Here is a 22,767-nt window from a genome sequence, read left to right as displayed (position 1 = left end):
CGCCGGTGCTCAGTAGTCCCGGCTGACCTCGGCCACGATCGATTCGCGGCCGATGGTCGAGATGCTGCCCAGGATCGACAGCCAGCTGGTGATGCGGAATTCCGCCTGGGTGGCACTGTACCCGCGGCCATCAGTGACGATTTCCACGTAGAACCGGCGACCGATGTTCTTGCCGAGCGCGATCGAGGTCGCCCGTCCGAGCGCCGGGTCCGCGCTGACGATCCGCAGCCGGTCGAGGCCGATCGCCGAGCGCAGGCGGTTGATCGGGTCCATGCCGCCGCCGCCGCGCAGCGAGGCGAGTGCCGAGCCGAGCTGGAGCACGTCCGTCGCCGACAGCTCGGTAATGGAGCCGCCGAACAGCAGCCGCGCGAGGATTTCCTCTTCCGGCAACGCGGGCGTGGACTGGAAGGTGATCTCGGGCTGCAGCGCACTGCCCTGGACCTTCACCGCCACGTCGATCCCCTGCGATTCGCTTTCGGCGACGATGTCGAGCCGTGGGTCGATCGGCACGTTCTCGTCGAAGCGGATCACCCCGCGGGTAAGCTCGAACCGGGTGCCGGCAAACGTGTAGTCGCCTCGAACCATGCGCGCCTCGCCCCCGATGCGCGGATCGTCGGTGGTCCCCCGAACGACGACGTTCGCGCCCCATTCGCTGTCGAGGCCCATGCCGTCGACATCCACCCGGCTCGGTGCGCGCGCGTCAATCAGGTAGCGCCACGGCCGCGCGGCAACCCGCGGCGGACCCGCGTCATACGGAAGATTGATTTCCCGGGTCCTGATCTGCGGCAGGCGCACGTCGGCGGCGGCCGTGCCGAGACGCCAGCTCGCGCGGTCGACCAGCAGTCGCCCGGCAATCGTCCCCCCGATCCCGTCGGACACGATCCGCAACGGTCCGGTTACCGTCGCGCTCAGCCCTTGCGCGTCGAGCAGCCGGGCGTTGCGAGCGGCAACGCGGATGTCGAGCTGCGGCCCCTTCACCCCGAGGTCTTCCAGGGTGATCACCCCGCTTCCGCTAACCGAACCGCCGTTTGGCGAAGTGCCGCTGAAGCCGGTCAGCCGCAGCCGCGACCCCGAAAAGGTGCCGCGCGCCTTCACGTTGGCAAGGTCGGTGCCCGAAAGGCTGGAGCGAAGGCGAAGGTTGTCGCTGGCGACGACCCCGCGCACCAGCGGCGCGGCGAGCGAGCCGTTGACGTCGGCCGCGACCGAGAGCGGCCCGGTCAGGTCGAAGGCGTCGACCGCGGCGAGCCGCCAGAGCGCGTCGGCCGGTCCCTTGTAGCGAAGCTGGGCGAACAGGTTGCCCGCCCGCAGGCGGTCGAACAGCGCGCCGTCCTGCGGCAGGTCCGCAACGCGGCCCTGAAGCCGTCCGCGCCGCTGCCCCCCCTCGTCCATCACCGCCCGGGTCTCGAGACGCTCGGGGGTCAGGCGCAGAACCATCGCGAGGTCCATCGGCCGCGAGGTCAGTACCAGGCCCGAGCGCGTCAGTCCGTCGACCTTGATCCGTGCCGCTCCGGTCAGCGGCGCCCCGCCCCCGCTGGCAAAGTCGATGACGCCGGATATCCTCCCGCCCAGGCCCAGTTCGGTGAAGATGTCGACCACCGACAGCGGCAGGTCCGCCATCTGAAGCTTCATCGCCGTGCGGCCGCCACCCAGCTCGCCCGAGCCGATCAGGCCGCCGCCGGCGAAGTTCACCTGCGCGGGTTCGAGCAGCCAGCCGCCATCGGGTTGCTTCAGCAGAACCGCGCGCCGCGGCATCGTGATCGCGCGCCCGGCGAATTCGCCGCGCGCGGCGACCGCGATCCGCCGGGGCGCGACATTGGCATTGAGCTGCATCGCGAACCGGCTGCCGCGCCGTCCGGCGACCGATGCGGTGACCGTGCCGGCGCCATTCTCGAGATCGGCGCGCGCTGCCAGTCGACCGATGAACAGGCTGCCGTAGGTGACACCCTGCGCATACACGCTTCCGCCGATCGTGCTGTTGCCGTCGACCAGCAGCCCGCTCGCGTCGATGTCGGCCCGGCCGATCGACAACGGCGTGGCGCCGGCAAACCGCGCGTCGCGGGCCGCAAGTTCCACGTCGAAAGCCTGTCCACCTCCGCGCGGTGAAAGCGCGATGGTTCCGTCGAGACCGCCCCCCGCGACCGCCAGTGTGCCGGCGGCCGCTCCATCCGCCACGGTCAGCTCACCGGTGACCGAAGTCTTCCAGACGTCGAGCTTGCGGATCGCCAGCCGCGTCGGCCCGTCCGAAGGCGCGAAGAGGTCGATCTGCCCCTCGAAGCGTCCGAGCATCGAATCGCCCCGGGTTTCCATGCCAAAACCGTCGTCGGTTGGGACGATCGCCACCCGCACGTCCTTCAGCCCCGCGGCGGGCAGCGGATCGGCGAACACCAGCACCGCTTCAGGCCCGCGGTCGGTATAGGCGCCCTCGACCGTGAAGGGGCCGTAATCGACGTGCCGACCGCGCCCGGCGACGCTGGTGCGGCCGGGCCGGATCATCCCGTCGAGCGAAAGGTCGAGCTTGGCCGCATCGATCCGCACGCCCCGGAAATCGAGCGGCCGCGCACCCCCGGTGGTGATCCCGCCGCTGAAGGCGATCGACGGCCCTGCCAGGTTCGCCAGCGTTTCGTTCGACACTTTCGGGATGCTGCCGCGGAAATCCGCCTGCAAGGTCCATGGAGAACTGCCGAACGTGGCGACGATCGTCGCTCCGCCGTTGACGGTGCCGACGTTTTCGATCGCAAGGCCGTTCGCGGTCACGGGCCCGGCGACGCGGTAGTCGCCGCTCGCGGTGTCTCCTGCGAGCGTCAGCCGCGCGCTCGCGCCGGGAAAGGCGAGCGCCAGCCCCTCGGACGCGATGCGGTTGCCCTGATAGGTGACCGTCCCCCGCATCGTTCCGTCCACCAGCCGCGGATCGATTTGCGCAGAGCCGGTGACGATCCGCGCCACCTTGGCATCGACCGGCAAGGTCCAGCGCGCACCATCGTAAGTCGCCGTCCCCCGCTGGGTCAGCCCCGTGACCTCAGTCGCCCCGCTGGCAAACTTCGCGACCGAGAGCCTGTGATCGATGGTCAGGTCGCGAAAGGGTCCGTCGAGCGTGGCCCCGATCCGCGCGCCCTCGACCCGGGTGCCCGCGCCCAGCAGCGCCGGGTTCCTGATCCGCGCGTTGACCGCCAGGCCCTCGGCAGCGTTGTTGCCCAGGTCGAGCGCGCCGGTTGCCGTTCCCGCAACGCCCCCCGCGACCAGCCGGATTGTCCCATCAAGCACGCTGTCGTTGAGCGTTCCGGTCGCCTTGTAGGAGACGGTTTCGCCGAGCGCGTCGCGCAGCAGGCCCGCTGGAATCGCCGGCCGCGGATGCGCCTGCCCTACGACGGTGTAGTCGCCGCCGGCATTGGTCATCCGGAACGCGGCGAAGTTCTCGCCGTCACGCAGCACCTGGCCGACGCCGTTCCAGCGGCTCCAGGTGCCCTCGCCCCGCACCTTCGCGCTGTATCCGGCCTCGGCCCCGATCAACCCCGCGATCACGCCGCCCCTCGGCGCCCGGTAGTCGAGGTCGATGTCGAAGCGGTCGCCGTCCGGCTCGGCATCGACGAGTGCGTGGATCCGGTCGCGCGTCCCGAGGCGCCCGTCGGCCTTTACGAGGACACGCCCATCGCGGATGTCGGCGTTCGCGCGCAGGTTGACCTTGTGCGCTTCGGCATCGATCACCCCCTTGGCGATCGTCAGGTCGTCGATCGCCAGCTTGTCGATCCGGATGTCGAAATTGGGCAGGATCGGTGCGTCGGGATCGCCGGGGTTGAGTTCGGGCAGACGCAGCAGCGTGCCCCGGTGGGTGGTCAGTTCGCGAACGTCGAGACCCCGCGCGAACCAGCTCGTCGGGCGCCAGTCGAGATCGACGAGGGGAACGGTCAGGAACGGTCCCGTCGGGTCGGACAGCGTGACGTCGTGCAGGGTCGCCTTGCCGTAGAGATTGCCTTCGATCCGGCCGATGCTGATCTTCAGCCCCGAAGCAGGCGCCACCTTGGCGATCTGGTCGGTCACCCAGCGCTGCCCGATCGGGCTGTTGAGCAGGGCCAGCGCAGCAACGATCAGCAGCACGGCTGCGGCAAGTCCGCCGAAGATCCACTTGGCCGCCGTGCGCCCGGGGTGTGCGCGGCTGGCTGCGGCGTCCTCGCGTCCGTCCCCGGGTTCGATCGCTTCCCCGGCCGCCATCAGAACGCCTGCCCGAGCGAGACGTAGACCGCGATCCGGCTGTCGCCCGGTGCCGGGTTGACCGGCGTGGCGACGTCGAACCGCAGCGGCCCGAAGCCGGTGTTGTAGCGCAGGCCGATTCCGGCACCGAACCGGACCGTTTCGAAGTCGGGGGTGACCGACCGGCTGACCGAACCGGCGTCGAGGAACGGAACCACCGACAGCGCGCCGTCGAAGAACTTCGTGCCGATGCGCGCCTCGACCGCGCCCTCGACGAGGCTGCGCCCCCCGGTTGGATTGCCGTTCGCGTCGCGCGGGCCGATCGCTTGGTAACCATATCCGCGCACGGACCCGCCGCCGCCGCTGTAGAGCCGCCGCGAGGGCGCGATGTTGGCCAGCGCCGTGCCCGGGATCGCACCGAACCGGACCCGTCCGGCGAGCACGACCTTTTCGGTCACCTGCTGGTAATACGACGCGTCGACCTGGCTGCGCAGGTAGACACTTTCGGTCCCGTTGCTCCGCGAGACTTCCGGCGAAAGCCGGCCGCCGATACGGAAACCCTCCTTTGGATCGAGGAGGCTGTCCGTGGTGTCGACCTGAGCATAGACCGGCAGCGCGCCGACGAAGTAGGTCTGGCGGGGCTGGACCACGCCGCCGATCGGTGCAGGCCGCTCTTGCGTCGCCACGGCTTCAAAGCCCACGCTCCAGCTCAGGGGCTTCTGGAACAGCAGGGTCGACAGCCGTTCGTAGGTCCCGACGAACGAAACAGTGCGCGCATCGTAAGCCTGGCTCGAGATCGTCGAGCCGAACGCGTCGAGCGTCAGCACCTTGTCGCGTCCGCCGAAGTTGTTCTTGCGGAACGTGACCCCGGCGAGCTGCTGCTGCGTGCCGGCGATCCCGCGCAGGCGGAGCATCCCTTCGGGCGGGAACATGTTGCGGTGCTCCCAGCTCGCCTCGAGCCGGAAACCCTCGCCGGTGCCATAGCCGATGGCACCGGCGATCGTGCGCAGCTTGGCCTTGGTCATCTCGACGTCGAGCGCCACCTCGCCCGGCTGGCCGCCGACCGGCTCGCTGACCTTGCGCGGCGTAATCGTGACCGACGAAACGAGTCCGGTCGAAACGATCGCGCGGCGCAGGTCGTATTCGAGCGACCGCTGGTAGATGTCGCCAGGATCGAACCGCGCGATGGTCGCGAGATGCCGGCCGGAGAGGAATTCGGGCAGGTTGGAATTGACCGCCCCGAACGCGAACTTGCCGCCCGGCTCGACCTTCATCGTCAGGTCGCCCTCTTCGCGCGCATGATCGACGAGCAGCTCGGGCTCTTCGATCGCGGCGAAGGGATAGCCGAGCTCGCCCAGCGCACGGTCGAGATCGAACTGCTCGGCAACGATCCGGTCGCTCGACAGCGGATCGCCGGACCGTATCTCGAACGCACTGCGCAGCGCCGACGCATCGGGCGCGGCAGACAGGTTGCCGAGGTCGATCGCGCCGAACCGGTAGCGGGCTCCCGGGATCAGGTCGAAGCGTACCTTCGGCCGGTTTGCGGCATCCTCCTCGCCCGGCTGGATCGCGCCGACCGTGCGCACCACCTGACCGTCGTAGTAGCCGTAGACCCTGAGCATCGTCTCGAGCAGCTCCTCGTCTGCCTTGGCGCGGGCGGCGAGCTGGGCGATGTTGTCCTCGTCCGAATCGAGTTCGGCGATGGTGGAAAGCTGCGCGAAGCGGTCGGCGAACTCGGACCGCTGGGGAAATGCCGCCTCGCCGGGGGGAAAGGCGAGGACGAGTTCGGACGAGATTCGCACGATCTCGGCATCCGCGAGTCCCGGTCGGGGCTGCCCGTCCTCGATCGCGTCTGCAAACTCGATCGAATCGTCAGGTTCGAGGTCCGCCATCGCCGGCAGATCAAGGTCGTCGGGCCAGGGCAGGTCGATCGGCGGGACGTCCGCCAGCGGCGAATCGGCATCGAGTTCGGCCATGGCCGCCACCGCGGCGTCTTCCGGCGGGTCGGCGGGCGCCCCTTGCGCAGCCCAGCCTTCCGGGTCTTCGACCGCGGAATCGGGTATCAGGTCCTCGAGCGAGGGCGGCGCCTGGCGGTCCTGCGCCGGCGCCATCGCGGGAAGAATCGCGAAGGCTGCACCCGCCAGGGCGAGAAGTGAGCGGCTAGTCGTCCTGGGCAAACTGCGGAAGCGAGGCGTCCTTGGCAGGACTGGCCGCGTCGCGCACTCTGGAGCGGGGAGCCATGGCTGCGGCGATGAGCGCATCGTGGCGATCGCGATCGAGGCGCTGCCACCCGTCGCGCCCGAGCAGCTCGATCGGCCGGTAGCGGATCTTGTACTGCATCCGGTCCGAGCCATCGACCCAGTAACCGAGATAGACGAAGCCGAGGCCGTCCTGTGCGGCCCGCCGGATGTGGTCGAGGATGATGTAGTTGCCAAGACCCGTCCGCGCCTCATGTTCCGGGTCGTAGAAAGAATAGATCATCGACAACCCGTCGCCCTGGCGATCGGTGAGGCACGCGCCGACGAGGCGACCCGGCATCAGCCCGTCGGCAGGTTCCCTGTATTCAATGACATAGCTGGTAACCGGCGTGTGTTCCACCATGTCCGCGTAATCGATCTCGTCCATCGCGGCCATGCCCCCGCCGGGATGGCGGACGCCGAGGTACTTGCGCAGGAGATCGAACTGTTCGCCGGTCGCCCAGGGGCGGCATTCGGTCGCGACGAGATCGGAATTGCGCTTGAGGTTGCGCTTCTGCGTGCCGGACGGCGCGAAATCGCGCACCGGAACGCGCACGGAAACGCACGCCTGGCAATCGAGGCAGCTCGGCCGGTAGGCGACCGTCTGGCTGCGACGAAAACCGATGCGCCCGAGCGCCTCGTTGAGCTGGTCGGCATGCGGCCCCTTGAGCTCGGTAAACACCTTCCGCTCGCTGCGGCCCGGCAGATACGGGCACGGCGCCGGGCTCGTCACGAAAAAGCGGGGAAAGCGGACGGGAGCCGTCACGGTCTTGCGCTGGTCCTCTCACGGTGCCGCGACGTCGCGGCTGGGGGTCGGTGCCACCGTATGCCCGTTCGGGCGCGGCGGTAAAACACCTTTAACCATCTATCGCGGTTAACGGAAACTTAGTTTGCACAGTTGCGAAGTGGTTGAAAACCCCGTGCCAGCGCTTTCCGCCCTCAGTTGAGCTCGACCTGGCTCACCGAATACCCCTTCGCGCGCAAGGCTGCGATCAACGCATCGATCTGCTCGCGGTCGCGCGCCTCGCACTCGATGTCGGTGATGAGGCCCTTGGCCGGCAAGGTGGTGAAGATCCGCTGGTGATAGATCTCGATGATGTTCACCGAATGCGCGTCGAACTCGCGCATCACCTTGTAGAGCGCCCCCGGCCGGTCCTGAAGGGTGACCCGGAGGCGTGCGAGCCGGCCCGAACGGGCGAGATCGCGCAGCAGGACGTTGGCGAGCAGGCGGGTGTCGATGTTGCCCCCGCACAGCACGAGGCCGAGCTTGCGCCCCCGGAACCGCTCGGGATGGGCCAACACGGCGGCCAGCCCCGCGGCGCCGGCGCCCTCGACCACGGTCTTCTCGATCTGGAGCAGCAGGCTGACTGCCCGCTCGAGCGCGTCCTCCTCGACCAGTACGATCTCGTCGACCCGCTCGCCGATCACGCGGGCGGTGAATTCGCCCGGGTCCTTGACCGCGATCCCCTCGGCCAGCGTATCGCCGCCGCACTTCACGGGCCGGCCGCTGATGCGCCCGTACATCGAGGGGTACAGCGCGGCTTCAACGCCAACGACCTCGATCGGGGGTACGTGCGCCTTGGCGACGGTCGACATGCCGGAAATGAGCCCGCCGCCGCCGATCGGCACCACGAGACAGTCGATCTCGGGCGCATCCTCGAGCATCTCGAGCGCGACCGTTCCGGCCCCCGCGGCGACGTGGGGATCGTCGAACGGGTGGACGAAGGTGAGGTTGCGCTCCTTTTCCAGCAGGCGCGCATGGGCATAGGCCTCGTCGAACGTCTCGCCCTCGAGCACCACGTTGCCGCCCACGCTCTCGGTCTGCATGATCTTCACGGACGGCGTGGTGCGCGGCATGACGATCGTGACCGGCACGCCGAGGCGGGTACCGTGGTAGCTGAGGCCCTGCGAATGGTTGCCCGCCGATGCCGCGATCACGCCGCGGGCGCGCTGTTCGTCGGTCAGCTGAAGCAGCGCGTTGAGGGCGCCGCGTTCCTTGTAGGCGGCGGTGAACTGCTGGTTCTCGAACTTGAGCCAGATGTCCGCGCCGGCGATCTGGGACAGCGTGATCGAGCGCATCGTCGGGGTGCGGACGACCGCGCCCGCGATCCGCTGCGCCGCCGCGCGCACGTCGTCGATGGTCAGCGGCAGGGCGGCGCTTTCGGGCTCGATCAAGGAAGTGGCCTGGGTCATTTCGACCGTGCCCTAGGACAATTGGCGCAGCGGGGAAACACGCGCGTTGCCCGGTTGCATCATAGAGAAACTTGCCTAACCGGTAGCAGGATGACGCGCACCCACCTCATTTCGCTCGCCGCCCTCCTGTTCGCCGCTCCGGCCGCGGCCGACACGCTGGTCGACAACGTCGACGGGATCTCGGTCGACCGGGCAGGCAAGGTAACCCGGTTCACCGGGATCTGGATCGACGACGACGGGCGGGTGAAGGCCCTGCTCCAGCGCAAGGACAAGCGCCCGCAAAGAACCGATTTCGCCGTCGACGGCAAGGGCGCCACGGTCATTCCGGGCCTCGTCGATTCGCACGTCCACGTCATGGGAATCGGTTTCGGCGCGCTCACCCTCGATCTCTCGCAGACGAAATCGCTCGCCGAGGCGCAGGCCGCGATCCGCGCCTACGCGGCGCAATTTCCCGACCGCAAGTGGATCGTGGGGCGCGGCTGGAACCAGGAAACCTGGGGCCTGGGCCGTTTCCCCACCGCGGCCGAGCTCGATGCCGCGGTCGCCGACCGACCGGTCCTGCTCGAACGGGTCGATGGCCACGCGCAGTGGGCAAACTCGCTCGCGCTGAAGGCTGCGGGAATCGATTCGGCGACCGCCGATCCGGCGGGCGGGCGGATCGAGCGGCTGCCGGGCTCGCGTGCGCCGGCAGGTGTCTTCGTCGACAACGCCGCCGACCTCGTCGCCAAGGCCGTTCCCGCGCCGCGGCCCGACGACTGGGACCTCGCGCTCGCCAAGGCGCAGGAGATCCTGATTGCCAACGGGGTCACCGCGGTCGCCGACATGGGCACCACGATCGAGGCCTGGCAATCGATGCGCCGGGCCGGCGACACGGGCTGGCTGCGGATGCGCATCATGGCCTACGCCTCGGGTCCGCAGAACATGGAGCTCATCGGCGGCCCCGGCCCCACCCCCTGGCTCTACGACGATCGGCTGCGGCTCAACGGGGTCAAGCTCTACGTCGACGGCGCACTCGGCTCGCGCGGCGCCTGGCTCAAGGCTCCCTATGCCGACGACGCGAAGAACACCGGCCTGCCGCTGGTGAACGGCGCGCAGCTGCGCAACCTGATGAGCCGTGCGGCGCTCGACAAGTTCCAGGTCGCGGTCCACGCGATCGGAGACCGGGCCAACGCCGAGGTCCTCGACGCCATCGAGGAGCTGTCGCACACCTACGGCGGCGATCGCCGCTGGCGGATCGAGCACGCCCAGATCGTCGATCCGGTCGACATCGCGCGTTTCGGCCAGCTCGGGGTCATCGCCTCGATGCAGCCGGTCCACCAGACTTCGGACCGGCTGATGGCCGAGGCGCGGCTCGGCCCGGCCCGGCTTTCGGGCGCCTATGCCTGGCGCAGCATCGCGGCGGGCGGCGCGACGCTGGCATTCGGCACCGATGCGCCGGTCGAATCGTCAGACCCCTTTGCGGGGCTTGCGGCAGCGATCAGCCGGACCGGTCCCGACGGCCAGCCGTTCGGCGGCTGGTTCCCCGCCGAGGCGGTAAGCCGCGAAGCTGCCCTTTCGGCGTACACCGCGAACGGCGCCTGGGCCGGATTCGGCGAGGGTCGCTTTGGCGAACTCAGGCCGGGCGTGCGGGCCGACTTCGTCTTCCTCGATCGCGATCCGCTGCTTGCCTCTCCCGAGGACCTGCGCGCCACCCGCGTGCTCCAGACCTGGGTCGGCGGCGAGCGGGTCTACGAAGCCGCAGGCGCCATTTCGTCGCAGGCACGGGGCCGCTAATCGAATCTTAACCCTCGGCATTGCAAACCGGGCGCGAGGCAGTCTGACAAGGCAATGAATTGATTTGTTTAAAAAGAGGAACTGGCGCGGCTCTTGCGCGTTGAGGGGGGACCGGGAGCAATCGCTTCGGCGACGGCAGTTCCCGTAGGGCATGGCCTTGTTTAGTGGGGACCAAACGACCGCAGTTTTGATGTTTTCCGTCCATTTCCGGGTTGCCAGTGAACTTTCGTTGGCCTAGTGGGACGGGGACGAGATTGAAGAAATCCGATCTTCGAGGAGAATAGAATATGACGTTCCATAAGCTTGCCGCCGCCGCGGCTGCTCTTTCGCTCACCGCGGCCCCGGTCGTGGCGCAGGCTGCTCCGCAGCGGGCCGCCGCTCCGGCGGAAGAGGGAAGCGAAATGGGTGGCACCTGGATCCTCGCGATCCTGGCCTTCGCCGCGATCATCGCCGCGATCATCATCGCCACGGACAGCAGCGACGATCCGGTCAGCCCGTAATCGTTGTTGTTCACGATTGATTGAAACGGGGCCTGCGGGCCCCGTTTTTTTTTTGCGCGGGCCCGGTCCGTCGCCGAGTTGGTACATCGATAGTTGATCCATCGGTGCGGCCGGGATTGCGCTATGCGGTCGTTCGTTCCACGGGACGTGCCATGCAGGCTTACCCAGACCAGTTCGACCCCGGTACATTCGCCGAATGGGCGCTTACCCGCGCGCACCCCGGCTGGCTTGGGCTGCAGTACAGGGCTCATGGGGACGACTGGTGCGAGCTCGAGCTGCCCTGGCGAGCCGACCTCGTCGGCGACGAGGCCATGCCGGTCCTCGCATCGGGCCCGATCGTAAGCCTTCTCGACATGGCCGCAGGCATGGCGATCTGGGTTTCAGCCCGTGCGTTCCGCCCCGTCGCAACGCTGGACCTCAGGGTCGACTACCTGCGCCCGAGCCGCGAGCATGCGCCGGTTTGTGCGCGGGTGACCTGCTATCGCCGCACCCGCACCGCCGCTTTCGTCCGCGGCAGCGCACACGATGGCGACCCCGCCGACCCGGTCGCCCAGGCGGCGGGAGTCTTCATGATGCTCGACCCCCACCGGATGGTTCCGGCGTGACCGAGTACCTGACCGCCTATGCCCGCTCGCTGGGGGTCGTCGTGAGCGAAGACACGCCCGGCTGCCCTCCCCTGCTTTCCTTGCCGTTCGCGCACGAGCTGGAAGGCCGTCCCGGCGCCTGGCACGGCGGGGCGATCGCCGGGCTACTCGAAACCGCCGGATACGCGGCGTTGCGCAGTGCACTCGCCGAGCTTGGCCGAGCGCCGCTCCTCAAGCCGGTGAACGTGACGGTCCAGTACCTTTCGGCCGGCCGCCCGCGCGAGAGCCACGCGCGCGGGCGCATCGTCCGCCTGGGCAGGCGCAATGCCAACCTGTCGATAGAGGCCTGGCAGGACGATCCCCAACGCCCCATCGCCAGCGCGGTGATGAACGTGCTGATGGTCGAGCGGGACGGCGCGGACTGAACGCTACTGCGGCGGGGCCGACGGCGGCGGCGATGCCGGCGGCTGCGGTCCCGGTTCGAGCCGCACGCCTTCGCGGCCGAACCGCACGTCGACCGGAACCCCCTCGACATCGGTCGAGACGGTCACCCCGTCACCGCCGATCCGAACGCGCGAGCCGCGTTCGTCGAGGGGAAACTCGGCGTTCGGCAGCGCCGCCGGTCCCGGCACGTCCATCGGCTCGACAGGGCCGCCCGGATCTTCCCGTACATCCGGCGCAGGCGCAGGTCGATTGGCCCCGCGGCCAAGCGCCTGAACCATGAAGTCACGCCATATCCGCGCCGGCAGGCTGCCACCGCTGATCCCCCCGAGGGGACTATTGTCGTCGTTGCCGATCCAGACTCCGACGACGAGGTCGCCGGCGTACCCGACGAACAATGCGTCACGGTAATCCTGGCTGGTGCCGGTCTTCCCGTAGTTTGGCACCGAGAGGACCGCCGCACGGCCCGTGCCGCGGTTGATCGCGGCGCGGAGCATCTGCTCGATCTGCCCGTGGGTGCGGCCCGACAGCCGCTCGTGCCGCGTCCAGTCCCAGGCCCGAGCCAGCCAGCCCTTTTCCGGCTCGGCGAACGCGCGCGGGCGCACGGGAAAATCGTTCGCGGCGACCCCGGCATAGGCCGCCGTCAGTTCGAGCAGGGTCATCGTCGAGGTGCCGAGGGCGAGGCTCGGGTCGCCCTGCGCAAGCGGCGAGGTCACCCCGAGGTCGCGCGCGGTGGCGATCACCTTTTCGCTCCCGACGGTCTGCAGCAACCGGACCGCCGCGACATTGCTAGACCGGGCGAAGGCGTCCTCGAGCGTAATGCTGTCGGAATACCGGCCGCCGGCGTTCTTGGGGCGATACGATCCGGTCTCGAACGGCCGGTTGTCGATGCGGTCCTGCGGGTCCATCCCTTCGCGCAGCGCGGCGAGCCAGACGAACAGCTTGAAGGTGGAACCCGGCTGGCGGCGCGCCTGAGTTGCGCGGTTGAAGGGCGATTTCGCGTAGTCCTTGCCGCCGATCATCGCGACGACCTCGCCGTTGGGGCGCATCGCGACCAGCGCGACCTGCGCCTTGCCGGGCACGCGCGCCGTCACCCTGCGGGCGATTGCCTGCAACCGCGAATCGAGCGTCGTCGTCAGCGTCTGTCCGCCATACCCCGCCTCGGCGAGGCGGCGACCTTCGGGCAGCGCCCAGTCGGCGAAATAGGTTCCCGTCGGCAGGCTCGGCGCCGGGCGCACATCGAGCCGGGGCGGCCGCATCGCTTTCGCCTCTGCCGGGGTGAGAAAGCCCGCGTCGACCATCGCGTTCTTCACCATCTCCATCCGCTTCGCCGCCCGGTCGTAGTGCCTGGTCGGCGCGAACCGCGACGGCGCCTGCACCAGTCCGGCGAGCATCGCGGCCTGGTCGGGCTTCAACCGTTCGGGCTGCCGGTAGAAGTAGTGCAGGCTGGCTGCGCGCAGCCCGTAGACGTTGTCACCGAAGTACGCGTTCGAAAGATAGCGCCCAAGGATGTCGTCCTTCGACAGCCAGGCTTCGAGCCAGAACGCGATCAGCATCTCGCGCGCCTTGCGGGTAATTGTCTGCTCGGGGGTCAGGAAGGTGAACTTGGCGAGCTGCTGGGTGATCGTCGATCCGCCGCCAACCCCGGTAAAAAGCGCGCGCGCTATCCCGCGCGGGTCGATCCCCCAGTGGTCGTAGAACCGCCGATCCTCGATCGCGAGGAAGGCCTCGACGACATGGTCGGGCAGCTTTTCGACGGCCACCGGCGCGTCGATCACCGCCCCGTTGCGGGCGATCGGCGTGCCGTCGCTGGCAAGCAGCGTCAGCTGCGGCGGGGCGATCGGCTCGAGTGATTTGGACAGCGGCGCGGTGACCGCCAGCCAGGCGACGATCAGGAAGAACACGCCGACGAGCGCGGCGACACCGCGGATGATCCACCACCGCTTGCGCCGTCCGAGCCACGTCGACCGTCCCGCCGGTTCGGCCTGGTCAAGGCGGCGGTCCCAGTCCTCGAACCGATCGGCCACCGGGGGCGCGTCGCCATATGCTCCGTGCAGCGCGAAATAGCCCGCCTGCGGGGCGGTTTCATCGCCGGTTCGGGATCGTCCCCAGAGGTCGCGCAACGCCATCTCAGCTGTATTAGCAGGTCAACACAGCGATGGATAGGCCGTCAAGCCTGAACGCAATCCGAGCGAAGGCGCTCAGTTGCGCCCGACCACGCTTTCGGGCAGGTCCACGCCGAACACGCGCTGGTAATACTCGGCCACCAGCACCCGCTCCGCCTCGTCGCACTTGTTGAGGAAGGTCAGGCGGAAGGCGAAGCCGACATCGCCGAAGATCGCGGCGTTCTGGGCCCAGGTGATCACGGTGCGCGGGCTCATCACGGTCGAGATGTCGCCGCCAATGAAACCCTGGCGGGTCAGGTCGGCGACCTTGACCATGTCGGCCACGACCTTCGGGTCGGCCTGAGGCGCCTTGGAGGTCACGATCTCCTGCTCGGTTTCGGCCGGCAGGTAATTCAGCGCGACCACCATGCTCCAGCGGTCCATCTGGCCCTGGTTGATCGCCTGGGTGCCGTGATAGAGCCCGCTCGTGTCGCCCAGGCCCACGGTGTTCGCGGTGGCGAACAGGCGGAAATGCGGGTCGGGCCGGATCACGCGGTTCTGGTCGAGCAGGGTCAGCTTGCCCTGCTGTTCGAGCACGCGCTGGATCACGAACATCACGTCAGGTCGGCCGGCATCGTATTCGTCGAACACCAGCGCCACCGGATGCTGGAGCGCCCAGGGCAGCAGGCCCTCGCGAAACTCGGTCACCTGCAACCCGTCGCGCAGGACGATCGCGTCGCGCCCGACAAGGTCGATACGGCTGATGTGCGCATCGAGATTGATGCGGATGCACGGCCAGTTGAGCCGGGCGGCCACCTGCTCGATGTGGGTCGACTTGCCGGTGCCGTGATAGCCCTGCACCATGACGCGCCGGTCGAACGCGAAGCCCGCGAGGATGGCAAGCGTGGTGTCCGGGTCGAACACGTAGCTTTCATCGATGTCTGGCACGCGCGGGTCGGCCTTCGAGAACGCCGGAACCTGCCAGTCGACATCGACCCCGAAAACCTCGCGTGCGTTCACGAAGGTGTCGGGCGCGGCAAGGACGGTGCGCTGGGCGGTATCGAGGGCGTCGGTCATGTCGTTCATCGTGCCGCGCGGCCTATACGCGCGCGCGCGGGGTCGCAACGATATTTCCGCTTGGGCGGAACCAAGCAGGAGAAACCTACCACTAGGTAGGGACGCGCCTTGACCCTGTGGATAAAAACCTACTAAGAGGTAGGGAGATGAAAACCTCGCGCGAAGAGCTGCTTGATCTGGGTGAGGAAATCGTGTGCCGCCAAGGCTTTGGTGGCTTCAGTTACGGCGCGCTCGCGGATCGTGCGGGAATCCGCAAGGCGTCGATCCATCATCATTTTCCCTCGAAGTCCGATTTCGGGCGCGCGCTCATGAACCGGTGCGTCCGGCGCGTCGAGCGCGCGTTCGAGGCGCTGGAAACGGATCGGCGGCGCGGCTCGGCCCTGCTCCGCAGCGTCATCCAGACCCGCCGGACCGGATGTGCCCATAGCGGCGCCGTGGACCTCGTCACCGCGATGTCCGCCGACCCGGCGGTAACAGACCCGGCGACGCGCGAGGGCCTTGCAAGCGCACGGGAAACGCTCGTCCGGCACATCGCTCACGCGCTCCAGGTCGGCAGGAGGGACCGCACGATCGCTGTCGCCGGCGACATCGAGGAAGAGGCCCGAGCGGTCTTCGCGCAGATCGCCGGGGCCGAACTCGCCGCGCGGGCCAGCGGCAACGTGGCGGAGTTCGACCGCGCGCTCGCCACGCTCGATCGGCGCATGAGTGCCTACTGACGCGGCCTTTCCCCTGCGCTAGACACGACGCGATGCCGCTGTCGCCCGCCGAATTCCTCCGTCGACGCATTGTCGGCAAGGTGCGCGCGGTCTTCAACGACGTCGCCGCCGGCCAGCGCCCGGTCGAAATCAGCGACGAGGCGCTGTTCCAACGCGATTCGCCGATCCGCATGGTGCACGCCGGCGTCGTGTCGATGATGGTCGGCGGAATCCGCTCGCTGTTGCTGCAGATGCTCCACCCCCACGCTTTGCAGGGCGTGCTCGACCATTCGGACTTCCGCGCCGACATGCACGGGCGGCTGCGCCGCACCGCGCGCTTCATTGCGGAAACGACGTTCGCCCATCGCGATCAGGCGATGGCGGCGATCGAACGGGTCAACCGGATTCACGCGCAGGTCAACGGTACCCTGCCCGATGGCACCGCCTATTCGGCGACCAACCCGCGCACGCTGGCTTGGGTTCATGTAGCCGAAGCGACGAGCTTCCTCGCGGCGCACGTCACTTACGTGCGACCGGGAATGCCGGCTGCCGAGCGGGACGAATACTTTCGCCAGTTCGCCGTGGTCGCGCGGGCGCTTGGCGCGGATCCGGTGCCCGAGACCGAGCGAGCTGCCGCCGCCCTCATCGATGATCTGCGCGCCGATCTCTCGGCCAGCGGGGCTTCGCGCGAGGTGGCTCGGCTGGTCCTCGACCAGCGCCCGCCAGGCACGCCGGTCGCGATCCAGCGGGCGCTCGGCGTGGCGGCAGTCGACCTGTTGCCGCCCTATGCACGCACCATGCTCGGATTGGACCGACCGTCGGCGAGCGCCCTGCCCGCCCGGATCGCCACGCGAACGATGTCGGACGGTCTGCGCTGGGCCTTTCGCCAGCTCTGAACAGGCGAGCAGCCTTGCCCGGTGCCGAAATCTGCCGCACTCTCGGCCAAGGCATCGCGAGCCGCGAGTCGCCGCGGCGACCCGGCTCCCGCGCGGGAGGGCCGGCCCATGTACGTCAACGGTTTCATCGTACCCGTTCCCGAGGACAGCAAGGAAGCGTACCGCGAGGTCGCCGAGAAGTTCTGGCCGATCGCCCGCGATCACGGCTGCATCGGCCACGTCGAGGCGTGGGAGGCCGACGTGAAGGACGGCCAGTGGACCGATTTCCGCAAGGCGGTCGCTCTCGAGCCGGGCGAGAAGGTCGTCTTCAGCTGGATGGTCTGGCCTGACCAGCAGACCGCCGACGAGGCGCATGAGAAGATGATGGCGGACGAACGAATGAAGGAATGGGGGGATGGATCCGACATGCCGTTCGACGGCAAGCGGATGGTCGTCGGCGGGTTCGAGGTGATCGTCGACAACGCCGCCTGATCATTTCCGGCGACCGCCCGCCAACCGAAAGCGCGGCCCGCGTCAGGAGAGCATGGATGCATGACAAGCTGATCACCGTCCTGTGGTTCGATGGCGATGCCGAACGGGCCGCCAGGTTCTATGCCGAGACCTTTCCCGACAGCACGGTCGGGCGCGTGTTCAGGGCACCGTCCGATTTCCCGGGCGGCAGCAAGGGCGATGCGCTGACTGTCGAATTCACCGTGCTCGGCCGTGCGTTTTCCGGGCTCAACGGCGGCGACCTGTTCAAGCCCAACGAAAGCGTGAGCTTCATGGTCGTGACCGAGGACCAGGACGAAACCGACCGCTACTGGAATGCGATACTCGACAACGGCGGGCAGGAAAGTGCGTGCGGCTGGTGCAAGGACAAGTGGGGATTTTCGTGGCAGATCACGCCGCGAACGCTGCTCGATTCGCAGGTCGCAGGAGGCGAAGAAGCCAGGCGCGCGTTCGAAGCGATGATGACGATGGGCAAGATTGACGTCGCCGCAATCGATGCCGCGCGGCGGGGGTGCTGAGCAATTGGCCCGCAAGCTGACCGGGGCTGTCTTCCTCACCCTCGACGGAGTGATGCAGGCTCCCGGGGGTCCGGCCGAGGACACCCAGGGTGGTTTCGACCAAGGCGGCTGGGTGTTCCGCGCCTGGGATCCCGGCATCGAAGAAACGCTCGGCGAGCTGTTTGCGGGCGACTACGACCTGCTGCTCGGGCGTCGCACATATGACATCTTCGCCGCCTACTGGCCCTATGCCGAGGGGGACGCCAAGCCGATGGGCGAGGCGTTCGACCGGGCCCACAAATACGTGCTGACCCGCGGCCGGCAGCCGCTCGAATGGCACAACAGCCACAGGCTCTCGGGCATTGCAGATGTCGCCCGGATCAAGGCGGAAGACGGTGCCGATATCATCATTCAGGGGTCGAGCACGATCTATCCCGACCTGCTCGCGGCAGGCCTTGTCGACGAGCTGATCCTGATGACGTTTCCCGTCATACTTGGCGGCGGAAAGCGAATGTTCGCCAACGGCACGCCGGTCGAAATGCTCGAAATGACGAGCAATCGCGTCACCGACAAGGGAACGGTGATCGCCACCTACAGGCCCGGCGGCGCACTGCCTTCCTACCCGGCGGAGACACCGACACCGGCCAGGAGCGACCGAGAAAAGCTGCGCCAGCAGCGCATGGCGGACGGGACCTGGTGAGCCCCCGCCCTCGCCGACCGACCGTACCGGGCAACGACGCTTACCCACGCGGGGTTTCTCTTCGAAGGCGCCAGGCTGGTACCGGACCGTATGGAGGCAAGCGATGGCCGACTACACATTCTACACCAACCCGATGAGCCGGGGGCAGATCGCCCGCTGGGCGCTGCACGAAGCGGGGGCGGATTACCAACAGGTCCTGGTCGACTGGCAGGACAAGGGCGCACTCCTTCGCGTGAACCCGATGGGCAAGGTGCCCACCCTGGTCCACCACGATGGCGGCCACGACCACGTCGTCACCGAGGCGGCGGCGATCTGCCACTATCTGGCGGAGATGTCGGCCACAGAACTGCTCCCGCGCGACCATGAGAAAGCCGACTATTTCCGCTGGCTGTTCTTCGCCGCAGGACCGCTCGAGCAGGCGGTGGTGGCGAAGAGCATGGGATGGGAGGTGCCCGGCGACCGCGGCGGGATGGTCGGGTTCGGCAGCCTCGAGAGAACGGTCGATGCCCTCGACGGATGGCTGCAGGAGCACGCATTCGTCTGCGGAGACCGGTTCACCATGGCCGATGTCTATGTCGGCAGTCAGGTCGGCTGGGGACTCGCGTTCGGTTCGCTGCCCCGGCGCCCCGCCTTCGAGGCCTACGACAAGCGCCTCGACGAGCGCGCCGCGCGCAGGGCCGGTCGAGCGATCGACGACGAACTCATCGCCGAGGCGCAAGCCAAGGCCTGACGACAGCGGCTAGGCGAGCGCGGTGCTCTTGCGCAGCAGCTGGTAGGCCTCCACCACCCGCGTCAGCCGCATTTCGTGGCTGCGGTCTCCGCCGTTGCGGTCGGGGTGGTAACGCCGGACAAGCTCGGAATAGCGACGGCGCAGCCCGGCGCGGTCGATGTCTGCCGGAAGGTCCATCACTGCCAGCGCGTCGTGTTCGGCGCGGGTGAAGCGGGCGGCGTGCGCCCGTCCCTGCGCACGGCGGCGCAAGTCCGACGCGCGCGCGCCGATCGCGTCGAGCGGATCGTCGAAGTCGGCCCACCGCGGCATCCCGCCAGCACCCGCGTCGGCGCGAAAGGCGCGCCGCGTGCTGGTGTTCGCCCATCCCGCGGCAGGGTGCTGCGCCTCGAGGATTTCCTCCGCGCTCATCCCTTCGAACCAGTCGTAGGCCGCGTTGAATTCGCGCACGTGGTCGAGGCAGAACCACAGGCTTTCGCCCGGCCCGTCGAAGCCGGCGGACCGCGCCCCGGGCGCGCGGAACTGCCCCGGCTCGCCGCAACCGGGCGCCTGGCATTGCTGGATGGAGTCTTCGTGACGCCCGTGGAAACGTGTTGGCCGCATCGGGCCCGAGGTAGGCACCCAGACAGGCATGGACAACCCGCCCCGGACATCCCAAGACTTCCGTCATGGCAGGCCCCTTGCAAAGCGAAATGGAAGCGCTGCTCACCGCAGCCTTTGCCCCCACCCGCCTCGACGTGATCAACGACAGCGCCAAGCACCGCGGTCACGCGGGCGACGACGGAAGCGGCGAATCGCACTTTACCCTCGTGATCGAGAGCGCCGCGTTCGCCGGCAAGTCGCGGCTCGAACGCCAGCGCATGGTCAACGCCGCGCTCGGCGACATTCCCGGCCAGCGGGTCCATGCGCTCGCCATCCGCGCCTTCGCGCCGGGCGATGCCGCGTGAGCGTTATCGACACGATCCAGCCGGTTACGCACGACCTCGGCCAGTTCCAGGTCCGGCGCGTGCTGCCCAGCCGCGGCCGCACGATGATCGGCCCGTTCATCTTCGTCGACGAGTTCGGTCCCGCGCAGCTCGATGTGGGCGGCGGGATGGACGTGCGCCCCCACCCGCACATCAACCTCGCGACGGTCACCTGGCTCTTCGAGGGCGCGATCGACCACCGCGACAGTCTCGGCACCTTGGCGACCATCCGGCCGGGACAGGTCAACCTGATGACCGCCGGTCGCGGGATCGTCCATTCGGAACGCTCGCCGGCGACCGAGCGGGCGGACGGGCCGCGGCTCTACGGGATGCAGACCTGGCTCGCGCTGCCCGACGGTCAGGAGGAGATCGACCCCGCGTTCGAGGCGCAGACCGGCCTGCCCGAGGTCGAGGACGGCGACACGAAGGCGATCGTCATCATGGGCGAGCTGTGGGGCGTTCGCGCGCCCACCACCACCCACGCGGCGACGATCTATGCCGAGATCGCGCTCGCGCCCGGCGGCGTGCTGCCAGTCGACGCCGGGGCCGACGAGCGCGCGGTCATGCTCGTCGGCGGCGAGGCGTCGATCGACGGCATCCCGCTTGCGCCCTACGCATTGACCGTGCTTGCGCCGGGCGCGGCGATGCGGCTGGCGTCCGGCGGCGGAGGACGGGTCATGCTGCTCGGCGGCGAGGCGTTTGCCACCAAGCGTCACGTGTGGTGGAACTTCGTCAGTTCGAGCCGCGAGCGGATCAACGCGGCAAAGGAGGACTGGCGCGCGGGCAGGTTCCCGCTGGTCCCCGGCGACAGCGACGAGTTCATCCCGCTACCCGAAGTCCCCAAGACGGTGAGTTACCCATGAAAAGCCAAGGAAAAGTCGCCTGGATCACCGGCGCATCGAGCGGCATCGGCGCGGCGCTCGCGCGCCAGTGGGCGGCGCGCGGCGGGCACGCGATCCTGTCGGGACGCGACACCGCGCGGTTGCAGGAGGTGGCAGACCAAATCGACGGCGAGACGTTGATCCTTCCCTTCGACGTGCGCGACGATGCCGCGCTCGCCGGCGCGACGGCGCAGGCGATCGCGTGGAAGGGCGGAGTCGATCTCGCGGTCGCCAACGCGGGCATCTCGCAGCGTTCGGCGGCGGTCGAAACCGACATGAAGGTCTATCGCGAGATCATCGAGATCGACCTCGTCGCGCAGATCGCCTTCGCGCAGGGGCTGATCGGCCCGATGACCGAACGCGGCAGCGGGGCGCTGGCGTTCATTTCCTCGATCGCCGGCAAGGTCGGCGTGCCGATGCGCACCGCCTATTCGGCCGCGAAGTTCGGCCTCGCCGGATACGCCGACGCCTTGCGCTCCGAACTGTCGCAGAGCGGGGTCAAGGTGCACACGATCTTCCCCGGGTCGATCCGCACCGACATCAGCCGCAACGCGCTGACCGCCGACGGGAGCGCGCGCGGCACGAGCGACAAGGCGATCGAACTGGGCCTCGACCCCGACGAAGCGGCGGGGCGGATGCTCGACGGGATCGCCGGGGGACAGCGCGAGATCATCGTCGCAAAGGACGCCGAACTCGCGATGGCCGAGGCGCGCAGGGTGCCCGACTGGCTGCTCGACCAGGTCGAGGCGATGGTCGCGCGCGGCTACATGGAGCGGCTGAAGGAAGGATGACACGATGAAGCGCGTGACGCTGGCAAGTGGGATCGAACTCGATTGCGTCGACGAGGGGCCGGAAGGCGCGCCCGCGCTGGTCTTCCTCCACGGCTTTCCCGAAAGCCACCGCACCTGGCGCCACCAGGTCGCGCACCTCAAGGACCGGTACCGCTGCATCGCGCCCGACCAGCGCGGCTATCGGGGCAGCTCCAAACCCCCTCACGTGTCGGACTACACCCCCGACAAGCTGATCGGCGACGTGTTCCAGTTGGCCGACGCGCTCGGCATCGAGCGGTTCACCGTGCTCGGCCACGACTGGGGTGGCGCGATCGCCTGGGGCACCGCCATTGCCGGGCAGATGAACGACCGCGTCACCCGTGCAGTGATCGCCAACGCGCCGCATCCGGCGATCTTCCAGAAGCTGCTCTACCTCAACGAGCACCAGCGCGGATCGAGCCAGTACATGCGCGGCTTTCGCGACACCGCGAACGACGCGCTGGTGCGCGAACAGGGCCTTTACGGCATCCTCGCGCAGGAAATCCGCTGGGACAGCGGCGACACGATGGAGCCGGAGGAACGCGCGCAGCTGCTGAAGGACTGGCAGGACCGCGACGCCGCCTTCGCGATGCTCAACTGGTACCGCGCCAGCCCGATCGACGTCCCCCCGCTCGACGCGCCCTACGCATTGCCCGAGGGCTGGACCCTGCCCCCGCTACCGAACCTGACGATACCCACGCTGGTCCTGTGGGGCATGGACGACCTTGCCCTCCCGCCCGAGAACATCGACGGAATGGCCGAGGTGGTCGACGACCTCACGCTGGTCGAAGTGCCGGGCAGCGGCCATTTCGTGACCTGGGAGGCGCCGGACGCGGTCAATGAAGCGCTCGACGCGTTTCTTGAGCGTACGGAAGGCTGACGAGGATCAGGAACGGCTGGTTTCGGGGTTGCGGGGTCGCAGTCCCGATGACGGCTTTTGGGGTGTATTCTGTTGAAAAACTCCCCTTGCCGAGGGACTAAACCGCTGATTCAATGATCCCGACAGCCGGGAG

At 68.4% G+C, this 22,767-nt stretch carries 21 protein-coding genes; 14 read left to right on the top strand and 7 right to left on the bottom strand.

Annotated features, from left to right (window positions below):
- Positions 1-9: 9 nt before the first annotated feature.
- The 4 genes from N0B51_RS14190 to N0B51_RS14175 form a co-directional block, all read right to left on the bottom strand.
- Entirely contained in the window at positions 10-4,206 is a 4,197-nt protein-coding gene (locus N0B51_RS14190) for a translocation/assembly module TamB domain-containing protein (RefSeq protein ID WP_259963243.1), read from the bottom strand.
- On the bottom strand, positions 4,206-6,296 hold the full coding sequence (locus N0B51_RS14185) for an autotransporter assembly complex protein TamA (RefSeq protein ID WP_259963242.1): 2,091 nt from the start codon (positions 6,294-6,296) through the stop codon (positions 4,206-4,208). The genes N0B51_RS14190 and N0B51_RS14185 overlap by 1 nt, the downstream gene beginning before the upstream one ends.
- Before the next feature lie 49 nt (positions 6,297-6,345).
- A complete protein-coding gene (locus N0B51_RS14180) occupies positions 6,346-7,188 on the bottom strand; it encodes an arginyltransferase (protein ID WP_259963241.1) in 843 nt (280 codons plus the stop codon).
- A gap of 173 nt (positions 7,189-7,361) precedes the next feature.
- The gene (locus N0B51_RS14175; RefSeq protein ID WP_259963240.1) at positions 7,362-8,615 is read right to left on the bottom strand and encodes a threonine ammonia-lyase; all 1,254 of its coding nucleotides are present in this window, start codon (positions 8,613-8,615) and stop codon (positions 7,362-7,364) included.
- A gap of 90 nt (positions 8,616-8,705) precedes the next feature.
- On the opposite strand from N0B51_RS14175, the gene N0B51_RS14170 reads away from it, so the two are divergent.
- The 4 genes from N0B51_RS14170 (at position 8,706) to N0B51_RS14155 (ending at position 11,897) form a co-directional block, all read left to right on the top strand.
- A complete protein-coding gene (locus N0B51_RS14170; protein ID WP_259963239.1) occupies positions 8,706-10,388 on the top strand; it encodes an amidohydrolase in 1,683 nt (560 codons plus the stop codon).
- A gap of 287 nt (positions 10,389-10,675) precedes the next feature.
- Complete coding sequence (locus N0B51_RS14165; protein ID WP_259963238.1) at positions 10,676-10,888, top strand: hypothetical protein; 213 nt, start codon at positions 10,676-10,678, stop codon at positions 10,886-10,888.
- A 152-nt stretch (positions 10,889-11,040) separates the two neighbouring features.
- Complete coding sequence (locus tag N0B51_RS14160; RefSeq protein WP_259963237.1) at positions 11,041-11,493, top strand: PaaI family thioesterase; 453 nt, start codon at positions 11,041-11,043, stop codon at positions 11,491-11,493.
- Complete coding sequence (locus N0B51_RS14155) at positions 11,490-11,897, top strand: PaaI family thioesterase (RefSeq protein WP_259963236.1); 408 nt, start codon at positions 11,490-11,492, stop codon at positions 11,895-11,897. Before N0B51_RS14160 ends, N0B51_RS14155 begins: the two co-directional genes overlap by 4 nt.
- A gap of 3 nt (positions 11,898-11,900) precedes the next feature.
- Here N0B51_RS14155 and N0B51_RS14150 read toward each other — a convergent pair whose 3' ends face one another.
- Both N0B51_RS14150 and cobS read right to left on the bottom strand, forming a co-directional pair.
- Complete coding sequence (locus N0B51_RS14150; protein WP_259963235.1) at positions 11,901-14,042, bottom strand: transglycosylase domain-containing protein; 2,142 nt, start codon at positions 14,040-14,042, stop codon at positions 11,901-11,903.
- Between the two features lie 72 nt (positions 14,043-14,114).
- Entirely contained in the window at positions 14,115-15,104 is a 990-nt protein-coding gene (cobS, locus tag N0B51_RS14145) for a cobaltochelatase subunit CobS (protein ID WP_259963234.1), read from the bottom strand.
- Positions 15,105-15,241: 137 nt separating this feature from the next.
- On the opposite strand from cobS, the gene N0B51_RS14140 reads away from it, so the two are divergent.
- The 6 genes from N0B51_RS14140 (at position 15,242) to N0B51_RS14115 (ending at position 19,102) form a co-directional block, all read left to right on the top strand.
- Entirely contained in the window at positions 15,242-15,811 is a 570-nt protein-coding gene (locus tag N0B51_RS14140) for a TetR/AcrR family transcriptional regulator (protein WP_259963232.1), read from the top strand.
- 32 nt (positions 15,812-15,843) lie between these two features.
- A complete protein-coding gene (locus N0B51_RS14135; RefSeq protein WP_259963231.1) occupies positions 15,844-16,686 on the top strand; it encodes an oxygenase MpaB family protein in 843 nt (280 codons plus the stop codon).
- Positions 16,687-16,794: 108 nt separating this feature from the next.
- A complete protein-coding gene (locus tag N0B51_RS14130) occupies positions 16,795-17,157 on the top strand; it encodes a DUF1428 domain-containing protein (protein WP_259963230.1) in 363 nt (120 codons plus the stop codon).
- A 56-nt stretch (positions 17,158-17,213) separates the two neighbouring features.
- Positions 17,214-17,693 (top strand): VOC family protein, encoded by a 480-nt coding sequence (locus tag N0B51_RS14125; RefSeq protein WP_259963229.1) that lies wholly within the window; start codon positions 17,214-17,216, stop codon positions 17,691-17,693.
- Positions 17,694-17,697: 4 nt separating this feature from the next.
- On the top strand, positions 17,698-18,372 hold the full coding sequence (locus N0B51_RS14120; RefSeq protein ID WP_259963228.1) for a dihydrofolate reductase family protein: 675 nt from the start codon (positions 17,698-17,700) through the stop codon (positions 18,370-18,372).
- 103 nt (positions 18,373-18,475) lie between these two features.
- Positions 18,476-19,102 carry a glutathione S-transferase family protein gene (locus N0B51_RS14115; protein ID WP_259963227.1) on the top strand — a complete coding sequence of 209 codons (627 nt, stop codon included), beginning with the start codon at positions 18,476-18,478 and terminating at the stop codon, positions 19,100-19,102.
- A 9-nt stretch (positions 19,103-19,111) separates the two neighbouring features.
- Here N0B51_RS14115 and N0B51_RS14110 read toward each other — a convergent pair whose 3' ends face one another.
- Positions 19,112-19,702 carry a J domain-containing protein gene (locus N0B51_RS14110; protein WP_259963226.1) on the bottom strand — a complete coding sequence of 197 codons (591 nt, stop codon included), beginning with the start codon at positions 19,700-19,702 and terminating at the stop codon, positions 19,112-19,114.
- A gap of 65 nt (positions 19,703-19,767) precedes the next feature.
- Between N0B51_RS14110 and N0B51_RS14105 the strand changes: the two genes are divergently transcribed.
- The 4 genes from N0B51_RS14105 to N0B51_RS14090 are packed head-to-tail and all read left to right on the top strand — an operon-like array spanning position 19,768 to position 22,634.
- Complete coding sequence (locus N0B51_RS14105) at positions 19,768-20,046, top strand: BolA family protein (RefSeq protein WP_259963225.1); 279 nt, start codon at positions 19,768-19,770, stop codon at positions 20,044-20,046.
- A complete protein-coding gene (locus N0B51_RS14100) occupies positions 20,043-20,927 on the top strand; it encodes a pirin family protein (protein ID WP_259963224.1) in 885 nt (294 codons plus the stop codon). Before N0B51_RS14105 ends, N0B51_RS14100 begins: the two co-directional genes overlap by 4 nt.
- Complete coding sequence (locus N0B51_RS14095) at positions 20,924-21,736, top strand: SDR family NAD(P)-dependent oxidoreductase (protein ID WP_259963223.1); 813 nt, start codon at positions 20,924-20,926, stop codon at positions 21,734-21,736. The genes N0B51_RS14100 and N0B51_RS14095 overlap by 4 nt, the downstream gene beginning before the upstream one ends.
- Before the next feature lie 4 nt (positions 21,737-21,740).
- Entirely contained in the window at positions 21,741-22,634 is an 894-nt protein-coding gene (locus N0B51_RS14090) for an alpha/beta fold hydrolase (protein WP_259963222.1), read from the top strand.
- Positions 22,635-22,767 lie beyond the last annotated feature (133 nt).

This window comes from Tsuneonella litorea (assembly GCF_025154015.1).
Classification (GTDB): domain Bacteria; phylum Pseudomonadota; class Alphaproteobacteria; order Sphingomonadales; family Sphingomonadaceae; genus Tsuneonella; species Tsuneonella litorea.
This window is presented reverse-complemented; position numbering and strand designations above follow the sequence as displayed.

Coding starts and splice junctions, on each gene's coding strand:
- N0B51_RS14190 (WP_259963243.1), bottom strand. CDS start 4,206: ATGGCGGCCGGGGAAGCGATCGAACCCGGGGACGGACGCGAGGACGCC.
- N0B51_RS14185 (WP_259963242.1), bottom strand. CDS start 6,296: ATGGCGCCGGCGCAGGACCGCCAGGCGCCGCCCTCGCTCGAGGACCTG.
- N0B51_RS14175 (WP_259963240.1), bottom strand. CDS start 8,615: ATGACCCAGGCCACTTCCTTGATCGAGCCCGAAAGCGCCGCCCTGCCG.
- N0B51_RS14170 (WP_259963239.1), top strand. CDS start 8,706: ATGACGCGCACCCACCTCATTTCGCTCGCCGCCCTCCTGTTCGCCGCT.
- N0B51_RS14165 (WP_259963238.1), top strand. CDS start 10,676: ATGACGTTCCATAAGCTTGCCGCCGCCGCGGCTGCTCTTTCGCTCACC.
- N0B51_RS14160 (WP_259963237.1), top strand. CDS start 11,041: ATGCAGGCTTACCCAGACCAGTTCGACCCCGGTACATTCGCCGAATGG.
- N0B51_RS14150 (WP_259963235.1), bottom strand. CDS start 14,042: ATGGCGTTGCGCGACCTCTGGGGACGATCCCGAACCGGCGATGAAACC.
- cobS (WP_259963234.1), bottom strand. CDS start 15,104: ATGAACGACATGACCGACGCCCTCGATACCGCCCAGCGCACCGTCCTT.
- N0B51_RS14140 (WP_259963232.1), top strand. CDS start 15,242: ATGAAAACCTCGCGCGAAGAGCTGCTTGATCTGGGTGAGGAAATCGTG.
- N0B51_RS14135 (WP_259963231.1), top strand. CDS start 15,844: ATGCCGCTGTCGCCCGCCGAATTCCTCCGTCGACGCATTGTCGGCAAG.
- N0B51_RS14130 (WP_259963230.1), top strand. CDS start 16,795: ATGTACGTCAACGGTTTCATCGTACCCGTTCCCGAGGACAGCAAGGAA.
- N0B51_RS14125 (WP_259963229.1), top strand. CDS start 17,214: ATGCATGACAAGCTGATCACCGTCCTGTGGTTCGATGGCGATGCCGAA.
- N0B51_RS14115 (WP_259963227.1), top strand. CDS start 18,476: ATGGCCGACTACACATTCTACACCAACCCGATGAGCCGGGGGCAGATC.
- N0B51_RS14110 (WP_259963226.1), bottom strand. CDS start 19,702: ATGCGGCCAACACGTTTCCACGGGCGTCACGAAGACTCCATCCAGCAA.
- N0B51_RS14105 (WP_259963225.1), top strand. CDS start 19,768: ATGGCAGGCCCCTTGCAAAGCGAAATGGAAGCGCTGCTCACCGCAGCC.
- N0B51_RS14095 (WP_259963223.1), top strand. CDS start 20,924: ATGAAAAGCCAAGGAAAAGTCGCCTGGATCACCGGCGCATCGAGCGGC.
- N0B51_RS14090 (WP_259963222.1), top strand. CDS start 21,741: ATGAAGCGCGTGACGCTGGCAAGTGGGATCGAACTCGATTGCGTCGAC.